Genomic DNA, 21,340 nt, shown 5'->3' with positions numbered 1-21,340 from the left:
CGCTCGCATGGACATTATCCGCGAGCATGCCGTGCCCGGCTGCATTTGCAACCAGAAAGTGTTCGATGTCGTGTGGCGATTTGAAGTTTAGGCGACGGGCGCGGGCGGCTGTTCGTTATGCCGCTTGGACAGCGTGAAAATCTCGACGCCGGTGGCGGTCACGCCAACGGTGTGCTCGAACTGCGCCGAGAGCGACCGGTCGCGGGTCACGGCGGTCCAGCCGTCGGACAGAACCTTCACATGCGGTTTGCCGAGATTGATCATCGGCTCGATGGTGAAGAACATGCCGGGGCGCAAGGTCACGCCTTCGCCGGGGCGGCCGACATGGATGATGTTCGGCTCGTCATGGAACATGCGGCCGAGGCCATGGCCGCAGAAGTCGCGCACCACGCTCATCTGCTGCGGTTCGACGAAGCTCTGGATCGCATGGCCGATATCGCCGGTGGTATTGCCCGGCTTGACCACGGCGATGCCGCGCATCAGCGATTCATAGGTGACCTCGACCAGTCGCTCCGCCTTGCGGGCGAGTTCGCCGACGCCATACATGCGGCTGGAATCGCCATACCAGCCCTCGACGATGAAGGTGACGTCGACATTGACGATGTCGCCTTCCTTCAGCGCGCGGTCGCCGGGCATACCGTGGCAGACCACGTGATTGATCGACGTGCAGGTCGAATAGCGATAGCCGCGATACATCAGCGTGGCCGGAAAGGCGCCATGGCTGAAGGCGAATTCCCGCACGAAATCGTCGATCGCCGAAGTCAGCACACCCGGCTTCACCAGATCGGTCAGCTCGTCCAGGCACAGCGACACCAGCGCGCCGGCCTTGCGCATGCCAGCAAAAGCGGCGGGACCGTGCAGCTTGATCTGGCCGGTTTTGCGCTGGGAGGTTTCGGAGGCTTCGACGTAGCTCATCAGGTGATCTTGCCAGGCAGGATGCGACGGGAATGCGTGATTTGAGGCCCCAATTTAATGGCTGGGGCGGTCAGCGCAAGCCAAAGCAGCCCCTCCAGGACCTCATCGCTCGGTCCCCAAGCCGGCCATATTCATGGCTGAATCGGCACTCGGCCGGCCAAAACGATGCTGCCGTGGTCGATCCGGCAGGTATAGGCGACGGCTTCGACGCCTGCGTTGCAGGCTTTGTCGAAGGCGCTGCCATAGGCCGGGTCGATATCCCGCGCCAGCGCAAAAGCCGTGGACGAGCCGATCTGGACCACGAACAGCATCATGGCCCGTGCACCCGTAGCGACCATAGCGGCCAGTTCGTCGAGATGGCGGGCGCCGCGCGCGGTGACGGAATCCGGGAATTCGGCCAAACTTGGCTGGCGCATCATGTGGACGTTTTTGACCTCGACATAGCAGGGCGGCCGTGACGGGTGTTCCAGCAGGAAATCCACCCGCGACGCAGCGCCGTATTTCACCTCACGGCGGATGGTGTCGTAGCCGGCGAGTTCGGGGATCGCATTGGCGGCCAGCGCCTCGGCGACAATGGCATTGGGGTGCATTGTATTGACGCCGACCAGTTCCGGGCCATTGCCGAAATCGGCTTCGATCAGCTCCCATGAAAAAGGCAGCTTGCGGGTCTTGCTCGGCGACTTCGACAGCCAGACCCGCGCGCCGGGCGCCTGCAGGCCGAGCATCGCGCCGGGATTGGCGACATGGGCGGTGATCATGCTGCCATCGGCGAGCTCGACATCGGCAAGGAAGCGCTTGTAGCGCCGCAGCAGCGTCGCCGGAACCAGATCGGCCTGTAGCTTCATCGGAACTACTCCGGACCGGATGCGACTTCGACAATGGTTTCGACCGGTAGTGCACCGCCACGGATCTTCAGCTCGCGGACCGGATAGGGCACGCGGATGCCCTCACGCTTGAAGGCATCCCACAGTCCCAGCATCACCTCGCTCTTCACGGCATCCATGCCGTCGGGCGAGTCGATCCAGAAGGTCAGCGAGAATTTCATGCCGGCTTCGGCGAATTCAGTGAGGATGCAGTTCGGCGTCTTGGCCGTATTGGCCCGTGGCGATGCCGTTGCGACGTCGATAGCCAGCTTGCAGACGACGCGCGGATCCGCATCGTAATTGGCGCTGAAATTGACCTTCACCAGCGTGTCCTTGTCCGTATAGGTCCAGTTCACCACCTTCTGGGTAATGAGGTCCTCGTTGGGGATCAGGAACTCGCGGCCGTCGCCCGCGGCGACCGAGATGTAACGCGTATTCATCGCACTGATGCGGCCGGAGCTGTCGCCGATGGTGACGAGGTCGCCGGGCTTCACCGATTTGTCCGCCAGCAGGATCACGCCGCTGATGAAATTGGCGACGATTTTTTGCAGGCCGAAACCGATACCGACACCGACCGCGCCGGAGAACACGGCGAGCGCCGAGAGATTGATGCCGACCGCACCCATGACGAGAGCGACGGCGAACACCATCAGTAGCAGGCGCACCAGCTTGATCAGCAGGACCTGGATCGAGGGCGTGAGGTCATGGGACTGCCTGATCCGGCCTTCCAGAAAATTGCTGGCAATGTTCGAGAGCCATAGCGCTACCGCGAGCAAGACGCCGAGCTTGATCAAGAGTAGCGGGGTCAGCCGGAGGCCGCCGAGGTCGATCCCGTTCGCATCCAGCATGGTGATGGTCGGCTGCAACTGGCCGACAATGCTGAGGGCCGCCACGAACCAGGCCGAGATCGACACCAGCCGGACCAAGAATTCGTTACGGATCACGCTGGTGACAAGCCGGATCACTAGCCACGCGAGTGCAAGCTTCGCGGCCACTGACAGCAAATAGCTGCGGCTGGGCCATGTCACGCTCAGCATGATCATGCGGTCGAGGGTCATCAGGATCGCAAAGGCCGCAGTGGCCGCGCTGCCGACGAGAATGCGCATGAACATGCGCAGCGGCGCCGGCCAGCCCATCGCCAGCGAGGTCATATCGACTCGCGAGCGGATTGCGGCCCCGATGGCGAAGGCAATGCCGCCGCCGGCCATCATAAGTCCGAGCTGCAAATAGAACCACGGCGAGGTTACCTCGGCGCCGAACGATCGTGCGGTTGCCAGCACGAATTCGTGGGTGTCGGTCAGGTCAAGCATCGCGCAGCTCTCGTTGTCGTGAATGTATCGTGTGGTGTGGAATCATCGCTGGACGGCGCATTTGATTCGGATGGGCAGAGATTCACACAAGCACCACGTCGGCGCCATCGAGCGGAGCTTCGGTCTTGAGCAATTCCCGAGAAATATACCTGCAAATAGGTATCACGCAGAAAACGTTTGGCGTCTCGGGGTGACGACGATAAGCATGGATTTACAAGTATTTCCGGCCTCGGAGCCTCATGGCGTCACTTGATTCCGTCAGCATTGCCATCCTTCTCGGCGCAGTTCTGGTCATGGCCGGCATCCTGTCCAGCCTGCTTGCGCTTCGCTTCGGCGCGCCCTTGCTGCTGTTCTTCTTGTTTATCGGCATGGTGGCAGGCGAAGCGGGCCCCGGCGGACTGCGGTTTGACGACGTCCATACAACCTATGTGGTCGGCTCGGTTGCACTCGCGCTGATCCTCTTTGACGGTGGGTTGAAGACACGATTTCAGGCCATTCGCGCGGTGCTGGCCCCGTCGATGGTGTTGGCCACGATTGGCGTGTTGTTGACGGCGTTGATCACGGCACCGGTCGCCAAATATGCCCTCGACCTGAATTGGACCCAGGCGCTGCTGACCGGCGCGGTGGTGGCTTCCACCGACGCGGCTGCTGTCTTTCTGCTGGTCCACGCGCAAGGCCTGCGCCTCAGACCGAGGGTTGGCGCGACACTCGAAGTTGAGTCCGGAACGAACGATCCGTTCGCCGTCTTTCTGACTCTGACGCTGGTCAAGCTTCTGTCGCTGGGGGACGCCTCCGCCGGTCATGTGGCAATGGAGTTTGTTCAGGAAGCCGTGCTGGGCACCCTGATCGGCGTCGTCGGTGGCCGGTTGGTTGTCTTGGCCATGAATCGCGTGGCGCTGCCGCAGGGGTTGCATGCGCCCTTCGTCTGCACCGCGGCTCTGGTGATCTTCGGGCTGGCTCAGATCGCTCACGCCTCAGGCTTTCTGGCGGTCTATCTTGCCGGCATCATCATCGGCAATCGTCCGACGCGGGCGCATAATTCCGTGGTGACGTTCCTCGACGCTGCGACGTGGCTGGCGCAGATCGTGATGTTCGTCATGCTCGGTCTTCTGGTGTCGCCGGAGCGGCTGGTGGGCAGCATCATTCCGGCGGTCGGCGTTGCCCTGGTTCTGATGTTCGTGGCGCGCCCGGTCGCGGTCTTCCTGTGTTTGCAGCCCTTCCGCTTCAACTGGCGCGAAAAGATGTTCGTTTCGTGGGTCGGCCTGCGCGGTGCCGTCGCAATCTTCCTTGCCTCGATCCCGATGCTGGTTGGTCTGCCCAAGGCGTCGCTGTATTTCGACGTCGCTTTCGTGGTTGTGATCATTTCGCTGTTGTTTCAGGGGTGGACGCTGGCTTTTGCCGCCCGGAAGCTGCATGTCGCTCTGCCGCGCACCGACAGGGGGCCGCGCCGTATCGAACTCGATTTGCCAGGTCAGCTCGAACAGCAACTGGTCGGCTATGCCGTGCGCCCGAAGAGCCTCTACCTGAAACGCAACCTTATTCCGTCATGGTCGAAGCCGACGCTGGTCATTCGCGATGAGCGCATCCTGACGCCGGCGGAGGCCGAGCCTGTTACGGCCGGCGATTACATCTATCTGCTGGCGCCGCCGGAAAAGGCCGAGGCGCTGGATCGCTTCTTTGTCGACATGCCGCCGAGCACGGCGCCGGACCCGCATCTGCTTGGTGACTTCATGGTGTCTGGTGAAATCACTCTCGGCGATCTTGCGGCGATCTACGGCATTGCCGTCGATCCAGCCCAGGAGTCGCTGACGCTGGCCGATTATTTCGACATCCATCTCGATCATGCGCCGACCGTTGGCGCCGCCTTGCCGATCGACAGCATCGATCTCGTCGCGCGCAGCCTTGGCGGCGGACGCGTCAATGTGGTTGGCCTGCGTCTGCCCGAAGACGAAGATCCCGCGCCGCCAAAGCTGACACGCAGGCAAGCCCTCAAGGCGAAACTGAAGCGAGGCTGGACCACGCTGTCCGGCGCCTGATTGGCTCAGGCTGCCGGGATGATACGCGGCAGGATCTCGGTGCCACCGAAGGCCGCGACACGGCCACGCTTCAGCATCACGACCTGCGTCGCCAGTTGCCGCATCTCGTCGGCATCGTGACTGACGAAGACCATCGGCACATCGCCTGCATCGCGCAGCCGCTTGAGGTAGGGCAGGATCTCTGCCTTCCGCTCCTCGTCGAGCGCCCCCATAGGTTCGTCGAGCAGTAGCAGCCTCGGTTGAGATAGCAGCGCACGTCCCAGCGCCACGCGTTGACGTTCACCGCCCGAGAGGCCGCCGGGACGACGATCGAGCAGATGTCCGATATCAAGCATCTCTGTAATGCGCGTTTCCTCAGCAGAATCGCGTGTCAGGCGGTTCATCCGGCGTCCGTAGTCGAGGTTCTGCGCGACGCTCAGATGCGGGAACAGTCGCGCATCCTGAAACACATAGCCGATTCGGCGCCGATGCGGCGGAACGTGGACGCGCGCGCTGCCGTCATAGAGCACGTCGCCATCCACGGCGATGATGCCGCGATCCGGCTGCACGAGGCCGGCGATCATGCTGACCAGCGAGGTCTTGCCCGCACCTGAGGAGCCGAACAGGCCCGTCACGCGGCCTTCGCTGGTGAAGGCGACGTCGACCGAAAACTCGCCGAGTTGTTTGAACACGTCAACGCGCAGCACGATCAGTTTCCATGCAGCCGTTGCGTCGCGCGGCGCGCGAACCATTCCGAAGCGATAAGCGCCAGTACGGCGATGCCGATGGAGATCATCACCAGACGTGAAGCTGCCGCGTCACCGTCGGGCGTCTGGATCAACGAGTAGATCGCGGAGGAAATCGTCTGGGTCTCGCCGGGAATGTTTGAGACGAAAGTAATGGTGGCGCCGAATTCGCCGATGGCCTTGGCAAAGCCGAGGACCATGCCGGCCAGGACGCCGGGCAGCGCCAGCGGCAGGGTCACCGTTGCAAATACTTTCCACGGCGATGCGCCGAGCGTGCTCGATGCCTGTTCGAGCCGCCGGTCAACCGCCTCAATCGAGAGCCGGATCGGCCGCACCAGCAGAGGGAACGACATCACGCCGCATGCAAGCGCGGCACCCGTCCAGCGAAAGGCGAAGACGATGCCGAGATGTTCGGCGAGCCAGGCGCCGAGAAGGCCGCGTTTGCCGAGCAGCAGCAGCAGCAGATAGCCGGTGACGACGGGCGGCAGCACCAGCGGCAGATAGATTATGGCGTCGATGATCGGCTTGCCCCAGAAGTCACGCCGCGCGAGTAGCCAGGCGACGCCGATTCCAATCGGCGTCGAGATCAATGTCGCGATCACGGCGACCCTGACTGAAAGCAGGATCGCCGTCCATTCTTCAGGAGAGATGTCGGACACGTGTCAGGACGTCGGCTTGACCAGGAACGTGAAGCCGTACTTCTCAAGAACCGTCTTTGCGGCCGATGACCTCAGGAAGGTCAGGTAGTCGGCGGCTTCGCTCTTGGCGGTGGTGGTCGCAGCTATCGGATAGATGATCGCCGGGTGCGAGTCCGACGGGAAGGTGCCGATGATCTTCACGCCCGGATCGATCTTGGCATCGGTCGCATAGACGATGCCAAGCGGAGCTTCACCGCGTGAGACCAGCGTCAGCGCAGCGCGCACGCTCTCGGCCATGGCGAATTTCGACTCGGCGGCGGTCCAGCTGCCGAGCTTCTCAAGCGCGGCCTTTGCGTATTTGCCGACCGGGACCGACTTCACATCGCCGGTGGCGATCTTGCCGTCGCCGGCGAGCTTGGCGAGATCGAAGCCTTGACCGATGGTGACGTTGTCGAGCTTGGCGTCCTTGGCGGCGATCAGCACGATGCTGTTGCCGAGGAGGTCGGTGCGCGTGGCGACGTTGATGTTCTTTTTGCCGATGGCGTAGTCCATCCAGTCGGTGTCAGCGGACACGAAGACGTCGGCCGGCGCGCCCTGTTCGATCTGCTTGGCGAGCGCCGAGCTTGCAGCATAGCTGGCGGTGATCTTCACGCCGGTCTTGGCAGTGTAGGCGGCATCGAGCTCGTCGAGCGCGTTCTTCATCGACGCTGCGGCGAACACGGTGAGGGTTTTGTCCTGCGCATGGGCAGGCGTGAAGGTCGATCCGAGCAGGATCGAGAACGCAGCGAAAAGTCCGGCAAAACGGTTCATGTGGCGCTCCATGCGTGAGCACAGCGCAAAGTGCGCGCAACTCAGGCGTTGGTTGGGTGGGACATGCGACAGGCGGAAGCGCCGTTCCGGCAATCCCGAGGACTTACGGTCCGCAGGGATATCGCTGGGGAATAATATCAGGCTGGCCAAGGGGGTAAAGGCCCTTGGGCGCGGAGGCCTCTAAGGCTGCCGTCACTCGGACGGCAGCACGGCCAAGCTGATGGTGTTTTCAGTCACGCCGCTGACCTGGATCACAAACGGACCTGCCGCAAGATCGTACTTCATGGTCTTGCGGATGCCGGCGCAGTCGGTCGCGCCGCTGAACTCCATCGGCTTCAGGATTTCGCCATCCTGGACCACGTCGACCCACGCCGCCGCCGACAGGCTGACGGTGTATGTGCCAGCCTTCGGCGCCTTCTGGAAGCGCGCAAAGCCTGCAAATGTGCCGTCTTTCGGCTTTCGCTCTGGAGACGTCGGCAGCTTCGCCTCAGCGGGTGTCTTCAAATCAAGGATCGCTGCGGCGGGAATTGCGAGGTCGGCGCCAGAGGCAATCTTGAGGCGATCTTGCGCCGTCAGTGCGGCGCGCTCCTTGTCGATCGGCCACTTGAACTTGTCACAGCCGCTGGGCTCGGCAGCCCATGCAGGCGCCGAACCGAGCAGTATGAGCGCGACAATCAGACGCGCATACATAATCAATCCACCGCGATCATGACGTCGGAGGCTTTCACCACGACGATGCATTTGCCGCCGGCCTTGAGCGCCAGATCGTCAACGGCTTCGTTGGTGATCGACGAGGTCACGACCTGGCCGCCGCCGATGTCGACGCGGACATGCGAGGTGGTCGCGCCCTTGGTCACTTCGAGGACGGTACCCTTGATCTGGTTGCGTGCACTGATGCGCATGTTGGATCTCGCAGGATTGGGCCGGGCAGCTGACAGCCGCGGCTGATATGGAAGGAGTGCGGGAGGGGCGCCCGTTGTTGATCGTCGGCTTACGGCACAACGATGGCGTGTTCTAACCCGGTTTCACGACAATGCGATAGCCAGTCGGCCGATCACGGTGCCGTCAGAACCTGTCGGCACGCAGCCGGCATTTCTGCGAGCGTCATCGGCGGCTTCGGCTTGGGCGGAACCGGCGGCGGTTTCGGATGCAGTACGGCATCGCTGAACCAGTAAGCCAGATCGCCGGCGCTGCAGCCCTCGGAATCAGTCGGCGGTGGCTGGGCTTCGCATTCGGCACTGCCGACCGGGCATTTGATGCGGACATGGAAGTGATAATCATGGCCGTACATCGGCCGCACCTTCGACAGCCAGCTGCGGTCGCCCTTGGCTTCGCGGCACAGCGCCTTCTTGATGGCGGCGTTGACGAAGATGCGCTCCACGCTGGGCTCCAGCGCCGCGGCGCGGATCACCGGCAGATGGGACGGCGTCCAGGTAGTCGGATCGATGTCGAGCCGGTCGTGCCGCACCATCATTACCGCCGACATCTCCTCACGCTCGTTGCGCGAGAGCTGGCGGTTCGGCATCGGCGTCAGCCAGATATCGGCATCAAGCCCGACCTGATGGCTGGCATGGCCTGTGATCATCGGCCCGCCGCGCGGCTGCGACATGTCGCCGACCAGGATGCCTGGCCAGCCGGCGTTCTTGTTAGCCCTGACCGACAGCCGCTCCAGCAGCTCGACCAGTTGCGGATGCGCCCAGTTGCGATTGCGCGACAGCCGCATCACCTGCCAGGTCGGCCCGTTGATCGGCAGCGCTTCGGCGCCTGCGATGCAGCCCTTGGCGTAGAAGCCGACCACGCGCACCGGCGATTTCGTCGGCAGCACCTTGCGGCCGAATAGTTCTTTGGCGCCGATGGCCGGGTCGTTCGGATTGGCCAGCGGCGGCAGCGGTTTCAGATCGACGCTGCCTTTGGTTTGCGCCAATGCCAGCGGCGTTGAAGCAATGACGGCGGGCAGGAGTATGAGGCTGAGAATCAGGCGAAGGCTCATGCTGCGACTATAGCTGAAGCTGTCGACGAGGTGAGTGACCTGCGGCACGTATGATTTTAACGCGCGGGTAACCACACCTGACGCTGGCGCTTTTTTTTGCGTTTGGGTTTGCCGGTCCTCCTGTTGCCACTGGCTCAGTCGTTTTATCAGCGTTTCGAGCCGCTTGCGTCTCTCACTTGGTGGGGATGATCGCGCGTGACCCGGTAACGTCCAGACATGGGTAACCATACGCCCACGGTTTTTGCCTGTTGTGAAGGCATGGGATGTGTACAGGCGCGCAGTTCAGACGGTAATCGGTTGCTGTGAACGGGCATTGATACCGTTTTTTCAGACACTTCTTGCACATATTGTCACACGCGCGTTGCGAGTGGATCATTGATGCTGAAGTTCCGGCCTGAAGCGAAAAAGAAAGCGAAAGCCGGACTGGCGTCTCGGACCACCCGGCCGAGCCGGGCGATCGCGGCTGCGCCGAAACTGGCGCCGAAAAAGGGTCTTGTCAGCGGTCCCATTCGCGAGATCGTGCGCCAGCGTGCCCAGGCCGAGGCGGCGATCGCGGAAGCCCGTAAATCCCATGAGCGTCTGCGCGAGGCGATCGACATTCTGCCGCAAGGCATCGTGTTTCTCGATTCCGACGGGCGCTACATCCTCTGGAACAAGAAGTACGCGGAAATCTACAACCGCAGCTCGGATCAGTTCGTGCCGGGTGCGCGTCTGCAGGACACGATCCGCGTCGGTGTCGAACGCGGCGACTATCCTGAGGCCATCGGTCGCGAGGACGAATGGATCGCGGAACGCGTCGCCAAACTGTTCCATCCAGGTGAACGTCACGAACAGGTTCTGGCCGACGGCCGCGTCGTCCTGATCGAAGAGCGGCTCACCGAAGACGGCGGTGTCATCGGTCTGCGCGTCGACATCACCGAGCTGAAACAGCGCGAGGCGTCGTTCCGCCTGCTGTTCGAGAGCAATCCGGTGCCGATGATCGTCTGTGCGCTCGATGACGAACGCATCCTCAGCGTCAACGACGCTGCGATCGAACATTACGGTTACACGCGTCCGGAATTCGAGAAGCTCACCATCCGCCAGTTGCAGGCCTTCGAGGCCGCCCCGCCCTGGGTCGGCGATCACGCCAATGACGAGCAGGCCGCGCGAACCTGGAAACACGTCAAGGCCGACGGCTCGCTAATCGATCTGGCGATCTATTCGCGGCACCTCGTCTACAACGAGGAGCCAGCCGTGATGCTGGCGCTGATGGATATCACGGAGCGCAAGCGTGCCGAGATGCGGCTGGCTTTCATGTCGCATCATGATGGCCTCACCGGCCTGCCAAATCGCAACCTGCTGCGCCAGCGTCTCGACGAGGTCCTCGCACATACCCGGCGCACCGGCGAGAAGGTCGCGGTGCTGTTTCTCGGCCTCGACAACTTCAAGGGTGTCAACGACACGCTCGGCCATGGTATCGGCGACAAGCTGCTGCGCGGCGTGGCGCGGCGGTTGCGGTCGTCATTGCGCGAGGAAGACGCGCTGGCGCGGCTGAACTCGGACGAATTCGCCATCATCCAGACCGGCATCAACCGTCCCGAGGATGTCGTGCTGCTGGCGCGCCGGCTGCTCGACGCCGTCGGTGAGACCTATCTGCTCGACGGTCATTCGGTGGTCATCGGCGCCAGCATCGGCATCGCGATGGCGCCGAGCGATGGCGATGAATCCGAGCGGTTGCTCAAGAACGCCGACATGGCACTGTCGCGCGCCAAGAACGACTCGCGCGGTACCTTCAGCTTCTTCGAGTCCGGCATGGACGCTCGTGCACAAGCGCGTCGCAAGATCGAAATCGATCTGCGCTCCGCCATTCAGGACGATCAGCTCCGACCCTTCTACCAGCCGCTGATCGATCTCAAGACCGGTCGCATTACCGGCTGCGAGGCGCTGGTGCGCTGGCCGCATGCGGAGCGCGGCATGATCTCGCCGGCGGATTTCATCCCCGTTGCGGAAGACACCGGCCTGATCAATGCGCTCGGCACGCAGATACTGCGCCGGGCCTGCAATGAGGCTGCGCGCTGGCCCGATGAAGTGCGCGTCGCAGTCAATCTGTCGCCGCTGCAGTTCCGCGTTGGCAATCTGCTCTCGGTGGTGATGGATGCGCTGAAGCATTCGGGACTGCCGCCGCGGCGGCTTGAACTGGAGATCACCGAGACGCTGCTGCTGGAAAAGAGCAATCAGGTGCTGGCGACCCTGCACGCGCTGCGCGCGCTCGGCGTGCGCATCTCGATGGACGATTTCGGAACCGGCTATTCGTCGCTGAGCTATCTCAGAAGCTTTCCGTTCGACAAGATCAAGATCGACCAGTCCTTCGTGCGCGATCTCGGCTCCAATCGCGACGCGCAGGCCATCGTGCGTTCGATCATCAGCCTCGGCATGGGCCTCGGTGTCACCATCACGGCGGAAGGCGTCGAGACCGAATCTGAACTCGCCTGCCTGCGCAGTGAAGGCTGCCATGAAGGGCAGGGCTTCCTGTTCAGCCGCGCGCGACCGAACGAGGAGATCATCGAGCTGCTGCGCGCTCAGGCCATTGCTGCGCCGGATGCGGAACTGTCCGTCCGCGCGCAGGTCGCATAAGGCACGCGCCGATCTCCGCTTCAGCGAGGGCGCGGACGACCCTTCATCCCGTTTCCCATTGCGAGAATGGAGCGCCGGGAGGCGCCAGGGGTTTGCGAGACCCCTTGAGGCTAGCCTTGCGAGGGCCGGCCCGCACGTCAGCACCGGCGGGATTGCGAGTCCCGCAGGGAGGACGCGCGCGTTACGACATCGGTGGGGGTGCGAAGCCCGCCGAGCGAACGCTGCGCCTCCCGGCGCTCCACCAGCAGCTGCCCGGATGACCGGGTCGCCGCTGCAGTCTGATCGACGCTGTGTGTCATGAGCACGCAGCAATCGAGCAGGCTGGAAGCGAGGTAACTCAATCTAGGACTAAAGTCAATACCAGTTTAAGCTCGGAGGGATGCCGAAAAATCCCTAGTTGGAAATCTTCGCTTTCGAGCGCTTCACGATATTTTCCATCCGCGCAGAATCCTTGGCGATAACAGCTCCGAACTGATCGGGCTTGTCCGCGATCACGGTCAAACCAAGGCCTTCCAGGCGAGCCGAAACAGTTGAATCTCGCAACGCCTCCACGATCGATGTGTTGAGCTTCTCAATCACGTCCTTGGGGGTCGCCGATGGAGCGACAAAGCCGTACCAGTTGCCCGCGAGGAGATCGGGATAGCCTGCCTGCGGTGACGTCGGCACATTGGGCAGCTGTTTGCTTGGTTCAGGCGCGGTCACGACGATGGGCCTCAGCGCTCCGCTTTGTACCTGCTGGACCGTGTTCGACAGATTATCGCACATCATGGACACCTGACCACCGATGACATCCTGAAGTGCCGGAGCTGCGCCCTGATACGGGATGTGGACGGCATCGATGCCTTCGAGCACCTTCAGCGTCTCGCCGCACAGATGGCTCGTGCTGCCGATACCGGCTGACGCAAATGTCAGCTTGCCCGGCTCGGCCTTGGCCAGCGCCACCAGTTCCTTCAGCGAGTTCGCCTTGACCGAAGGATTGACGACCAGGATGTTCGGCGTCGAAGCGCCATTGGTGATGGGCGCGAAATCCTTTTCGGAATTATAGGCGGGCTTTTCATAGATCCACGGATTGATCGCCATCATGCCGGTTGTCGCGAGCAGAATCGTATAGCCATCCGCCGGCGACGCGGCGACGCGAGCCGCCCCGATCGAGCCGTTGGCGCCGCCGCGGTTCTCGATGATCACGGTGACGCCGAGCGACTTCGACATCAGCGGAGCCACTAGTCGTGGAATCGCGTCCGCCGTGCTTCCAGCCGGATAAGGGACCACGATTGTGATCATTTTTTCCGGAAAGCCGGCCGCTGCCGCGCCGGGCACGCCCAAGGCGACAGGCGCTACCAGCGCCGCCAAAAGAAACGTCGTCCACTTCATCCGTAAATCCTTGCTTGGCATTCTGAAACTCCTGCATGACATCTTGGGAACCATGGTGTTGGCTCCTCCAGGCTTACTGGCGCTTCCACTGCCGCGGTTCTTATCCAGCCGAGTGACCGGTTGCCGTCGACATCGTCTCAGAGAGAGTTGCTGATCACCCCGGGCGGTGCTCAGCCACATGCAACGCACCGGCCCGCTCAAGCGAGTCGAGCATCGCGATCCGGCGCAATAGCGCTCGTGCCTTTTCCGGATCGGCGGCTGCTGCGCGAATGTCGTCGCGGAAACGCGCACGATCGGCTTCGTCTTTCGCTTCGAGGTTCTTCTTGTTGCGGATGGTGTCGCCCTGAATGGCCTGCATCGTGACCGTCCGGCGCTGCAGATCGTAATCGGCAAGAATGCTCTCATCAGCCGTGCCGTTGATGACCGGACCCAGCTTCGCGGTCAGGTTCAATGCATCATGAATGCCGCCATTCATGCCCATGCCGCCGAGCGGGTTGTTGATATGGGCGGCGTCACCGGCCAGGAATGTGCGGCCTTTCTGGAAATTCGCGGCGACGCGCTGGTGCACACGATAGAGCGTGGTGTGGAGGATGCGGGCCTCCAGCTCTGCGGGAACGATCCGCCGGATCGACGCCGTCACATAGGCTTCGGACAGTGCTTCCTCATCGGATGTTTCCGCGGCCACCGGCATCATCACGCGCCATGCGCCGAGGATACGCAGAAGGAAGTACCAGCGTTCGGGATCGGCGACATAGCTGACCGACGAGACGCCCGGCCGAAGCGCGGTGAAATCGACCGGTGTCGTCATCACCAGGAAACGCTCGGGCCAGGTGAAGCCCTCGAATTCCATATCCTGGCTGCGGCGGACGATGCTGTTCGCACCATCGGCGCCGATCAGCCAGGCGCATTCATGCGTGGTGTCGTGGCCGTTGGCCGTGACCACCACCTTGACGGTATCGCTGGTCTGCTCGACCGATTTAACCTCGCTGCCGAACGCGATCGAGAACAGCGGATTGCCGGACAGGGCGTCCAGAATGATGCGTGTGAGCTTGAACTGTTCGGCTTGCAGGCGGAACGGATGCCGCACCAGATCGGAGATCGCCGCGAAATCGAATGTGCCGAGCACACCGTCTTCGGACGAACTGTACTGGACCGTCGGTGCCTTCAGCCCCTGTGCAATCAACGTGCTGGCGAAACCGAGATCGTCGAGCATGTCCAGCGTGGGCGGATGGAACGTCGATGCGCGCGACTCGCTGCTCAGCACGTCGTTCTTCTCGAGCACCAGAACCGGAATGTTCTGTCGCACCAGATCTGCGGCAGCCACCATGCCGACTGGCCCTGCACCGGCGATGATGACGGGAAGCTTCGCATTACTCATTCTATCAAGACCTCTTGCGGGGATTTCAGGGAGCATCGGCTCTGATCGGCGGCCCCTCCAAGAGGCTGCCGTCATCGTCTCTGTGGCTCTCAGGCGGGATCGTAGTAGTGCATTTCGAGAAGCAGGCAGCCGCCCTCGGATTTGAACGGACCATGCCACGCGCCTGGCGGTCTGACGGCGTAGGTGTAGCCGGCGAACGGCGTGCCGCCTTGCCCGTTCTCGTCATTGCCAACGATCAGGTCGCCGGAGACGAGAAAGACTTCTTCCCAGTGGTCGTGAACGATCTGCTGTGTGGTGAAGAGACCCGGAGGGAACTTCAGCAATCGCGTCCGGCTGCCGCGTTTGTTCGCGGTATCGAGCGATCCGGACAGTATCTTCTCCAGCGCGCCCGACGCGGGATCGTAGCCCTCGGGCAATTGCCAGCCGCTCTCCATGTCGAGCGTGTGGAATTCGTCATGCAATTTGTTGACTGCCACTGATGTGCTCCTTGAAGTTGATGACCGAAGCACCTGTGCGGGGCACCGTGCTGCAGTCTGCATGTCTTGAGACCGTTGCCGGGGCGTAATCTCGCCAGAGGTCGCCGCCCGCCATGACTTTTGTCATCGCGGGGAGATTGTTGCCTTGTGCTTAGGCGTGCAAACAATTTAATCTGCGGACATCTTGCGTTTTTGGAATGAACTATGCGCCGCAGAATACCGAGCCTCGGCGCGCTGATGGCGTTCAGCGCGGCTGCCAAACACCTCAGCGTCACCCGCGCCGCCAGCGAACTCGCGCTGACCGAAAGTGCGGTGTCGCGCCAGATTGCGCAGCTGGAGACGCAGCTCGGCGTGAAGCTGTTTCATCGGATCAAGAAACGCATCACGTTGACGCGGGCAGGGGCGGCCTACAGCACCCGCGTGGCGCAGACGATCGAGCGGATCGAGCGCGATGCGCTCGAGATCATGGGCTATGAGGCCGACGGCATGGTTCTGGACGTCGCGGCGCTGCCCACTGTCGGCGCCCAGTGGCTCATTCCGCGCCTGCCGGACTTCTATGCGCGCCATCCCGGCGTCGCTGTCAATGTGAGTGCGCGCAACACGCGCTTCTTCTTCAGCGAGACCGCGCTCGATGGCGCGCTGTACTTCGGCGAACCGGACTGGCCGGGCACGCAGGCCGACTATCTGTTCGATGAAATTCTTCTGCCGGTCGGATCGCCGACGCTGATCGGCAGGCGCGGCGAATTGCCGCCGAGCGAGGTCGCCGAGCTGCGGCTTCTGCATCTCGTCACACGCGCCGATGCATGGCGTCGCTGGTTCGATGCTGCGGAGCTCGGCGGCACGAATGTGATCCGCGGGCCGCGTTTCGATATCCAGTCCACTTTGATCAGCGCGGCAAGCTCGGGTCTTGGTGTTGCCTTGCTTCCCGAATTCCTGATTTCCGACCAACTCAGGTCGGGCAAATTGAAGGTGTTGTCGAGCCTGACCCTGAAAAGCGTCGGCTCGTACTATTTCGCCTGCCCGGAGGAGAAAGCCGGGAATCCTTTGCTGCAGGCATTCCGGGCGTGGTTGCTGTCGCAAGCCCAGGCGTCTGCGCATCCCGGCTCCTCGCCAGGAGCTTTGCAAAAAGAGACTGGTCGCCTCGCGGATCGACGCAGCGCAACGACTGCAGGTGGCAAAGGATAATGATTGTGGGCTCTACCGCGTACGATCGTTGAGTCCAGTAACAGGTCTCCGGTCTGAACCGCGGCGTTTACCGGTAGCACGCGCTTTTGGACGATACCGGCGCGCAGCATGCACTGGCTTCCTTCTGCGCCTCCAGCCAGCGGTCGCGTGGCTTGCAACTCGCCGGACGCGGGGCAAGCGCCACCGTGAGATTGCCACCCTCCAAGCGCGGTGTATCCGCGCAGTGTAGTTGCATCGGCGCGACGCCATCGCTCACTTCGAAGGTCAGCCGCGCATTGGCATCGAGAGCGACATGGTCGGAGACTTTCCGGATGATGGCGGCGAATTTAGCCGCCGTCATATGGGTCCGGTCACCTTCGACGATGTCCCACAACTGTACGAAGATCTCCGACCACGCTTCGGGATTGCCGCCGCAATCAAGTGCGGAAAAGGCGCCCGCCTTGACTTCGGTGATGTGGTAGCCCGCCTGAATGCTGTGACCGCTATAGGTGAACACCAAAGGCAATGCCGGTGCCGCGTCGCAGGCGGCGAGGAGCGCCCCGATGCTGATGTCGTCGGCGGTGATCTGCGGCGAAGGCGGAATTTCCGGCTTGGCAAGGTCCAGCATCGATGTTACTCCATGATTCGATATTTTTAGGATTATTGAAATATGGAAGAACGTCAAGCCCTGTCGGCTTTCGCAGCGCTGTCCCAGGAGACACGGCTTCGCATCGTGCGCCTGCTCGTGCAGGCCGGTCCCGCCGGGATGCCGGCCGGCGCCATCGCGGAGGCTGCAGGCGTGTCGGCCTCGAACGTGTCCTTCCATCTGAAGGAGCTGACCCAGGCTGGCCTTGCCAGCGCGAAGCGGGAGGCCCGCTCGATTGTCTACACCGCCGATTACGACGCCCTGTCGGGCCTCATCCAGTTCCTGATGCGGGATTGCTGCGCGGGTCATCCCGACATCTGTATGCCGGCCACGGCGTCCGCATGCACCTCGGACAGCAAGGAGCTGTCACGTGCCTGATAGCGTCGACGTCATCATCTATCACAACCCTGATTGCGGTACCTCGCGCAACACGCTGGCCATGATCCGCAATGCCGGCATCGAGCCGCACATCATCGAGTATCTGAAGACACCGCCGTCGCGGGTCCTGCTCGTTCAATTGCTCGCGCGCGCCGGCATGTCGGTGCGCGACATCCTGCGTGAGAAGGGAACGCCCTATGCCGAGCTGGGCCTCTCCGACACCAGTCTGACCGACGCGCAGTTGCTCGACGCCATCGAAGCCGATCCGATCCTGATGAACCGCCCGATCGTGGTCTCCGCGCTGGGCGTGAGACTCTGCCGGCCATCCGAAGCGGTTCTGGACATCATGCCCACTCGGCAGCTTGGAGCGTTCTCGAAAGAGGATGGCGACCGGGTCGTGGATGCGAGCGGCCAGCGGATCGCAGGACAACGTCATGACCAGTGAAGTCATTGGCAGGCCGGTTTCCGCTCCGGCGATGGGCTTGTTCGAGCGCTATCTCACGATCTGGGTCGGTCTCTGCATCGTCGTCGGCATTCTGCTGGGCCGATGGATGCCGGCCGTTTTCCATGCGCTGGGCTCGGCGGAGATTGCACAGGTCAATCTGCCGGTGGCTGTCCTCGTCTGGCTGATGATCATTCCCATGCTGCTCAAGGTGGACCTCGGAGCGCTCGGTCACGTTGGCGCACACTGGCGCGGCATTGCCGCGACCGTCGGAATCAACTGGCTGGTGAAGCCGTTCTCGATGGCGCTTCTCGCCTGGCTGTTCATCGGCCATCTGTTCAGGCCGTATCTGCCCGCGGACCAGATCGATAGCTATACGGCCGGTCTGATTCTGCTTGCCGCTGCGCCTTGTACGGCGATGGTGTTTGTCTGGTCGAACCTGGTCGATGGCGAGCCGAATTTCACGCTGGGACAGGTCGCGCTCAACGATACCATCATGGTGGTTGCCTTCGCGCCGATCGTCGGACTTCTGCTCGGACTGTCATCCATCACCGTGCCTTGGGGCACGTTGCTGTTGTCCGTGCTGCTCTACATCATCGTGCCTGTGGCGATCGCGCAGTTCTGGCGGCGCGCATTGCTGGCGAGGGGAGGCGAGGCGGCGCTATCGCAGGCGCTGTCGCTGCTCGGTCCGGTATCGCTGGTCGCGCTCCTGCTAACTTTGGTGCTGTTGTTCGGCCTGCAAGGCGAGCAGATCACCCGGCAGCCGATGGTCATTGCACTGCTCGCCGTCCCGATCCTGATCCAGGTCTATTTCAATGCCGGTCTCGCCTACTGGCTCAACCGCCGCCTTGGTGTCGCCTGGTGCGTGGCCGGCCCTTCCGCCCTGATCGGCGCATCGAACTTCTTCGAGCTCGCCGTGGCCGCAGCGATCGCACTGTTCGGCTTTCAATCGGGCGCAGCACTGGCAACGGTCGTCGGCGTTCTGATCGAGGTGCCGGTGATGCTCTCCGTGGTTCACATCGTGAAGGCGACACGGGACTGGTACGAGCGGGGAGCTGTGACCTGAGGTGGCAGTCGTTCGTTGGCAAGTCGTATCCGCGCTCGGTACGACGCAGACACTGGCATGGGCTTCCAGCTACTATGTTCCGGCCGTATTCGCGGATCCCATTTGCGACGACCTGCATCTGTCCAGGACTTGGTTCTTCGCCATGTTCTCCGTGGCGCTGCTGGTGTCGGGTTTGCTCGGTCCGCTCGCCGGCCGCATGATCGACCGCAGCGGTGGCCGGGACGTGCTTGTCGCCACCAATCTGATGTTTGCGGCGGGGCTGGCCTTGCTTGCGGTTGCAACGGGACCGATCACGCTGGCCCTGGCCTGGCTGGTCATCGGCGCCGGCATGGGGTTCGGCCTGTATGAGGCTGCGTTTGCGACGGTTGCGGGATTGTGGGGGCGACAGGCCCGCAGTGCGATCACCGGCATTACCCTGTTCGCCGGCTTTGCGAGTACCATCGGCTGGCCCCTCAGTGCCGCGATGATCGATGCCTTCGGCTGGCGCGGCGCCTGCTTCGCATGGGCCGCGTTGCACATCGTCATTGGTCTGCCGCTCAACCGCTTTCTCGTTCCGAAGGCGCCGCCGCATGCGCATCTGGATGAGCCTGCCGTCCCCACATCAGGCATTCCATGGGCGATGATCGTTCTGGCGGGCGTCTTTGGTGCGACCTGGTTTGTCACCACCGCCTTTGCCGCGCACATGCCGCGCCTGCTGGAAGCGCTCGGGGCCACCCCGGCGCAGGCCGTGCTCGCCGGGGCTTTGATGGGGCCTGCGCAAGTCGCAGCCCGGATCGGGGAATTCGGTCTGCTACGACATGCGTCGGCGATGATATCCGCACGCCTGGCTGCGGGTCTGCATCCCGTCGGCGCCGGATTGCTGATCCTGTTCGGAGCGCCAGTCGCGCTGCCATTCGCCCTTCTGCACGGCGCCGGCAATGGCCTGTTCACGATCGCGCGCGGAACGCTTCCGCTGGCCATGTTCGGCGCCGTGGGATACGGCATGCGAACCGGCTGGCTGGCCGCGCCGGCGCGCATCCTGCAGGGTGCAGCGCCGCTGCTGTTCGGCCTTGTGCTGGATCACGGTGGCCCGCGCGTCGCGCTGGCGCTCACAGGCGGGCTGACGTCGCTCGCATTCCTGGCGCTGTTTTGGCTAAGAACCCCAGCGGCGAAGCCGGCAACGAGTGCCATCGTTTAAATGCGATGAAAACTAACGTGCCGCCCGGCCAGGCGTGCAATTGCGCGCCAGGCCGGGCGACGGCCGTTGTTGCTGATGCGAAAGACCCTCAGTCCTTCTTCACATACTGGCAGCCGCCGTCCTTCATCGGACGGAACACCTGATCGCCGGGGACCTCCGCGAGCACCTTGTAGTAATCCCATGGCGCCTTGGATTCTTCCGGCTTCTTGACCTCGAGCAGGAACATGCTGTGCACCATGCGGCCGTCCTCGCGCAGGACGCCGTTATCGGTGAAGGCGTCGCGCACCGGCATCTCGCGCATCTTCGCCAACACCGGCTTGGTGGCACGTGTGCCTGCCGCCTGCACCGATTTGAGATAGTGCAGCGTGGCGCTGTAGGTCGCCGCCTGGTTCATGGTCGGCATCCGCTTCATCTTGTCGAAGAACTTCTTGCCGAAAGCCCGGGTGCGATCGTTGAGATCCCAGTAATAGGCTTCGGTGATGATCAGCCCCTGCGCCATCTTCAGGCCGAGCGAGTGGATATCGGAGATGAACATCACGATGCCGGCGAGCTTCTGGCCGCCGGCGACGATGCCGAACTCGGACGCCTGCTTGATGGTGTTGATGGTATCGCCGCCGCCATTGGCCATGCCGATGATCTTGGCCTTGGACGATTGCGCCTGCAGCAGGAAGGACGAGAAGTCCGCCGTGTTCAGCGGATGCTTGGCGCTGCCGACCACCTTGCCGCCCGCGGCGCGCACCACGTCGCCGGTGTCACGTTCGATGGAATGGCCGAACAGATAGTCCGCTGTGATGAAGTACCAGGAGTCGCCGCCCTGCTTGACGATGGCGCTGCCGACCGTGTGAGCGTTGCCATAGGTGTCGTAGGTCCAGTGCGCGGTATAGGGCGAGCACGACTTGCCGGTGATGTCCGACGACGCGGCGTCGGTGACGATCATGATCCTCTCGAACTGCTTTGACATCTCCATGCCGGCCAACGCAGTGGCCGATGTCGGCATGTCGATGATCATGTCGACATTCTCGGCCTCATACCATTTGCGCGAGATGGTGGCGGCGACGTCGGCCTTGTTCAGCGCATCGGCGGTGACCAGTTCGATCGGCTTGTCGAACATCTTGCCGCCGAATTCCTCGATGGCGATCTTCGCTGCTTCGACGTTGCCCTGGCCGCCGATGTCGGCATAGACCGAGGCGAAGTCGGCGAGCACGCCGATCTTGAGCGGAAGCGTGTTGGCCTGCTGGGCCAGCGCGGAAGCGCCGAAAAGCAACGAAACAGCAAACGTCGTAGCCGCAACCGTGCGGTGCGCGATCATTCAATCCTCCCCAAATTTTTATACGCGCCGTTT

Annotated in this window: 21 protein-coding genes; 7 read left to right on the top strand and 14 right to left on the bottom strand. The window is 62.6% G+C overall.

Going from position 1 to position 21,340, the window contains the following annotated elements:
• Positions 1-87: 87 nt before the first annotated feature.
• From map to LPB73_RS22935, 3 genes are all read right to left on the bottom strand, one after another.
• Positions 88-915, bottom strand: coding sequence for a type I methionyl aminopeptidase (map, locus tag LPB73_RS22945; protein WP_231078312.1), 828 nt, complete (start codon positions 913-915; stop codon positions 88-90).
• A gap of 131 nt (positions 916-1,046) precedes the next feature.
• Positions 1,047-1,760, bottom strand: coding sequence for a DNA/RNA nuclease SfsA (gene sfsA / locus LPB73_RS22940; protein WP_231078311.1), 714 nt, complete (start codon positions 1,758-1,760; stop codon positions 1,047-1,049).
• Positions 1,761-1,765: 5 nt separating this feature from the next.
• Positions 1,766-3,088, bottom strand: a complete 1,323-nt coding sequence (locus LPB73_RS22935) for a mechanosensitive ion channel family protein (RefSeq protein WP_231078309.1) — start codon at positions 3,086-3,088, stop codon at positions 1,766-1,768.
• A gap of 239 nt (positions 3,089-3,327) precedes the next feature.
• Between LPB73_RS22935 and LPB73_RS22930 the strand changes: the two genes are divergently transcribed.
• A complete protein-coding gene (locus LPB73_RS22930) occupies positions 3,328-5,124 on the top strand; it encodes a potassium/proton antiporter (RefSeq protein WP_231078307.1) in 1,797 nt (598 codons plus the stop codon).
• Between the two features lie 5 nt (positions 5,125-5,129).
• Here LPB73_RS22930 and modC read toward each other — a convergent pair whose 3' ends face one another.
• The 6 genes from modC to mepA form a co-directional block, all read right to left on the bottom strand.
• Positions 5,130-5,810, bottom strand: coding sequence for a molybdenum ABC transporter ATP-binding protein (modC, locus tag LPB73_RS22925; RefSeq protein ID WP_089263657.1), 681 nt, complete (start codon positions 5,808-5,810; stop codon positions 5,130-5,132).
• Positions 5,811-5,812: 2 nt separating this feature from the next.
• On the bottom strand, positions 5,813-6,508 hold the full coding sequence (gene modB, locus LPB73_RS22920) for a molybdate ABC transporter permease subunit (protein ID WP_068733848.1): 696 nt from the start codon (positions 6,506-6,508) through the stop codon (positions 5,813-5,815).
• Positions 6,509-6,511: 3 nt separating this feature from the next.
• Positions 6,512-7,297 carry a molybdate ABC transporter substrate-binding protein gene (modA, locus tag LPB73_RS22915; protein WP_089263656.1) on the bottom strand — a complete coding sequence of 262 codons (786 nt, stop codon included), beginning with the start codon at positions 7,295-7,297 and terminating at the stop codon, positions 6,512-6,514.
• Between the two features lie 192 nt (positions 7,298-7,489).
• Positions 7,490-7,987, bottom strand: a complete 498-nt coding sequence (locus LPB73_RS22910; protein WP_231078305.1) for a hypothetical protein — start codon at positions 7,985-7,987, stop codon at positions 7,490-7,492.
• 2 nt (positions 7,988-7,989) lie between these two features.
• Complete coding sequence (locus tag LPB73_RS22905; RefSeq protein ID WP_089262895.1) at positions 7,990-8,199, bottom strand: TOBE domain-containing protein; 210 nt, start codon at positions 8,197-8,199, stop codon at positions 7,990-7,992.
• Between the two features lie 152 nt (positions 8,200-8,351).
• Positions 8,352-9,287 carry a penicillin-insensitive murein endopeptidase gene (mepA, locus tag LPB73_RS22900; RefSeq protein ID WP_175368545.1) on the bottom strand — a complete coding sequence of 312 codons (936 nt, stop codon included), beginning with the start codon at positions 9,285-9,287 and terminating at the stop codon, positions 8,352-8,354.
• 378 nt (positions 9,288-9,665) lie between these two features.
• Here mepA and LPB73_RS22895 point away from each other — a divergent pair, with 378 nt between their 5' ends.
• A complete protein-coding gene (locus LPB73_RS22895; protein WP_231078304.1) occupies positions 9,666-11,900 on the top strand; it encodes a putative bifunctional diguanylate cyclase/phosphodiesterase in 2,235 nt (744 codons plus the stop codon).
• Between the two features lie 393 nt (positions 11,901-12,293).
• Here LPB73_RS22895 and LPB73_RS22890 read toward each other — a convergent pair whose 3' ends face one another.
• The 3 genes from LPB73_RS22890 to LPB73_RS22880 all read right to left on the bottom strand — a co-directional run bounded on the left by LPB73_RS22890 (position 12,294) and on the right by LPB73_RS22880 (position 15,125).
• The gene (locus LPB73_RS22890; protein ID WP_176454493.1) at positions 12,294-13,271 is read right to left on the bottom strand and encodes a Bug family tripartite tricarboxylate transporter substrate binding protein; all 978 of its coding nucleotides are present in this window, start codon (positions 13,269-13,271) and stop codon (positions 12,294-12,296) included.
• A gap of 154 nt (positions 13,272-13,425) precedes the next feature.
• On the bottom strand, positions 13,426-14,649 hold the full coding sequence (locus LPB73_RS22885) for an FAD-dependent oxidoreductase (RefSeq protein WP_231078303.1): 1,224 nt from the start codon (positions 14,647-14,649) through the stop codon (positions 13,426-13,428).
• 89 nt (positions 14,650-14,738) lie between these two features.
• Positions 14,739-15,125, bottom strand: a complete 387-nt coding sequence (locus tag LPB73_RS22880) for a cupin (protein WP_068733870.1) — start codon at positions 15,123-15,125, stop codon at positions 14,739-14,741.
• Between the two features lie 204 nt (positions 15,126-15,329).
• On the opposite strand from LPB73_RS22880, the gene LPB73_RS22875 reads away from it, so the two are divergent.
• On the top strand, positions 15,330-16,310 hold the full coding sequence (locus LPB73_RS22875) for a LysR substrate-binding domain-containing protein (RefSeq protein ID WP_120288225.1): 981 nt from the start codon (positions 15,330-15,332) through the stop codon (positions 16,308-16,310).
• A 67-nt stretch (positions 16,311-16,377) separates the two neighbouring features.
• Here LPB73_RS22875 and LPB73_RS22870 read toward each other — a convergent pair whose 3' ends face one another.
• Positions 16,378-16,917 (bottom strand): DUF6428 family protein, encoded by a 540-nt coding sequence (locus LPB73_RS22870; RefSeq protein WP_231078301.1) that lies wholly within the window; start codon positions 16,915-16,917, stop codon positions 16,378-16,380.
• Between the two features lie 42 nt (positions 16,918-16,959).
• Between LPB73_RS22870 and LPB73_RS22865 the strand changes: the two genes are divergently transcribed.
• The 4 genes from LPB73_RS22865 to LPB73_RS22850 are packed head-to-tail and all read left to right on the top strand — an operon-like array spanning position 16,960 to position 19,998.
• The gene (locus LPB73_RS22865; RefSeq protein WP_231078300.1) at positions 16,960-17,313 is read left to right on the top strand and encodes an ArsR/SmtB family transcription factor; all 354 of its coding nucleotides are present in this window, start codon (positions 16,960-16,962) and stop codon (positions 17,311-17,313) included.
• On the top strand, positions 17,306-17,758 hold the full coding sequence (arsC, locus tag LPB73_RS22860) for an arsenate reductase (glutaredoxin) (protein ID WP_231078298.1): 453 nt from the start codon (positions 17,306-17,308) through the stop codon (positions 17,756-17,758). Before LPB73_RS22865 ends, arsC begins: the two co-directional genes overlap by 8 nt.
• A 31-nt stretch (positions 17,759-17,789) precedes the next feature.
• A complete protein-coding gene (arsB, locus tag LPB73_RS22855; protein ID WP_231081228.1) occupies positions 17,790-18,821 on the top strand; it encodes an ACR3 family arsenite efflux transporter in 1,032 nt (343 codons plus the stop codon).
• Between the two features lies 1 nt (position 18,822).
• Positions 18,823-19,998: an MFS transporter gene (locus LPB73_RS22850; protein WP_093759866.1), complete on the top strand. Its 1,176-nt coding sequence runs from the start codon at positions 18,823-18,825 to the stop codon at positions 19,996-19,998.
• A gap of 88 nt (positions 19,999-20,086) precedes the next feature.
• Here LPB73_RS22850 and LPB73_RS22845 read toward each other — a convergent pair whose 3' ends face one another.
• Entirely contained in the window at positions 20,087-21,307 is a 1,221-nt protein-coding gene (locus LPB73_RS22845; protein WP_231078297.1) for an ABC transporter substrate-binding protein, read from the bottom strand.
• Positions 21,308-21,340 lie beyond the last annotated feature (33 nt).

The organism is Tardiphaga sp. 37S4 (assembly GCF_021044645.1).
Lineage (GTDB): Bacteria > Pseudomonadota > Alphaproteobacteria > Rhizobiales > Xanthobacteraceae > Tardiphaga > Tardiphaga robiniae.
Note: the sequence above shows the minus strand (reverse complement) of the source record. Positions and strands in the feature narration are given on the sequence as shown.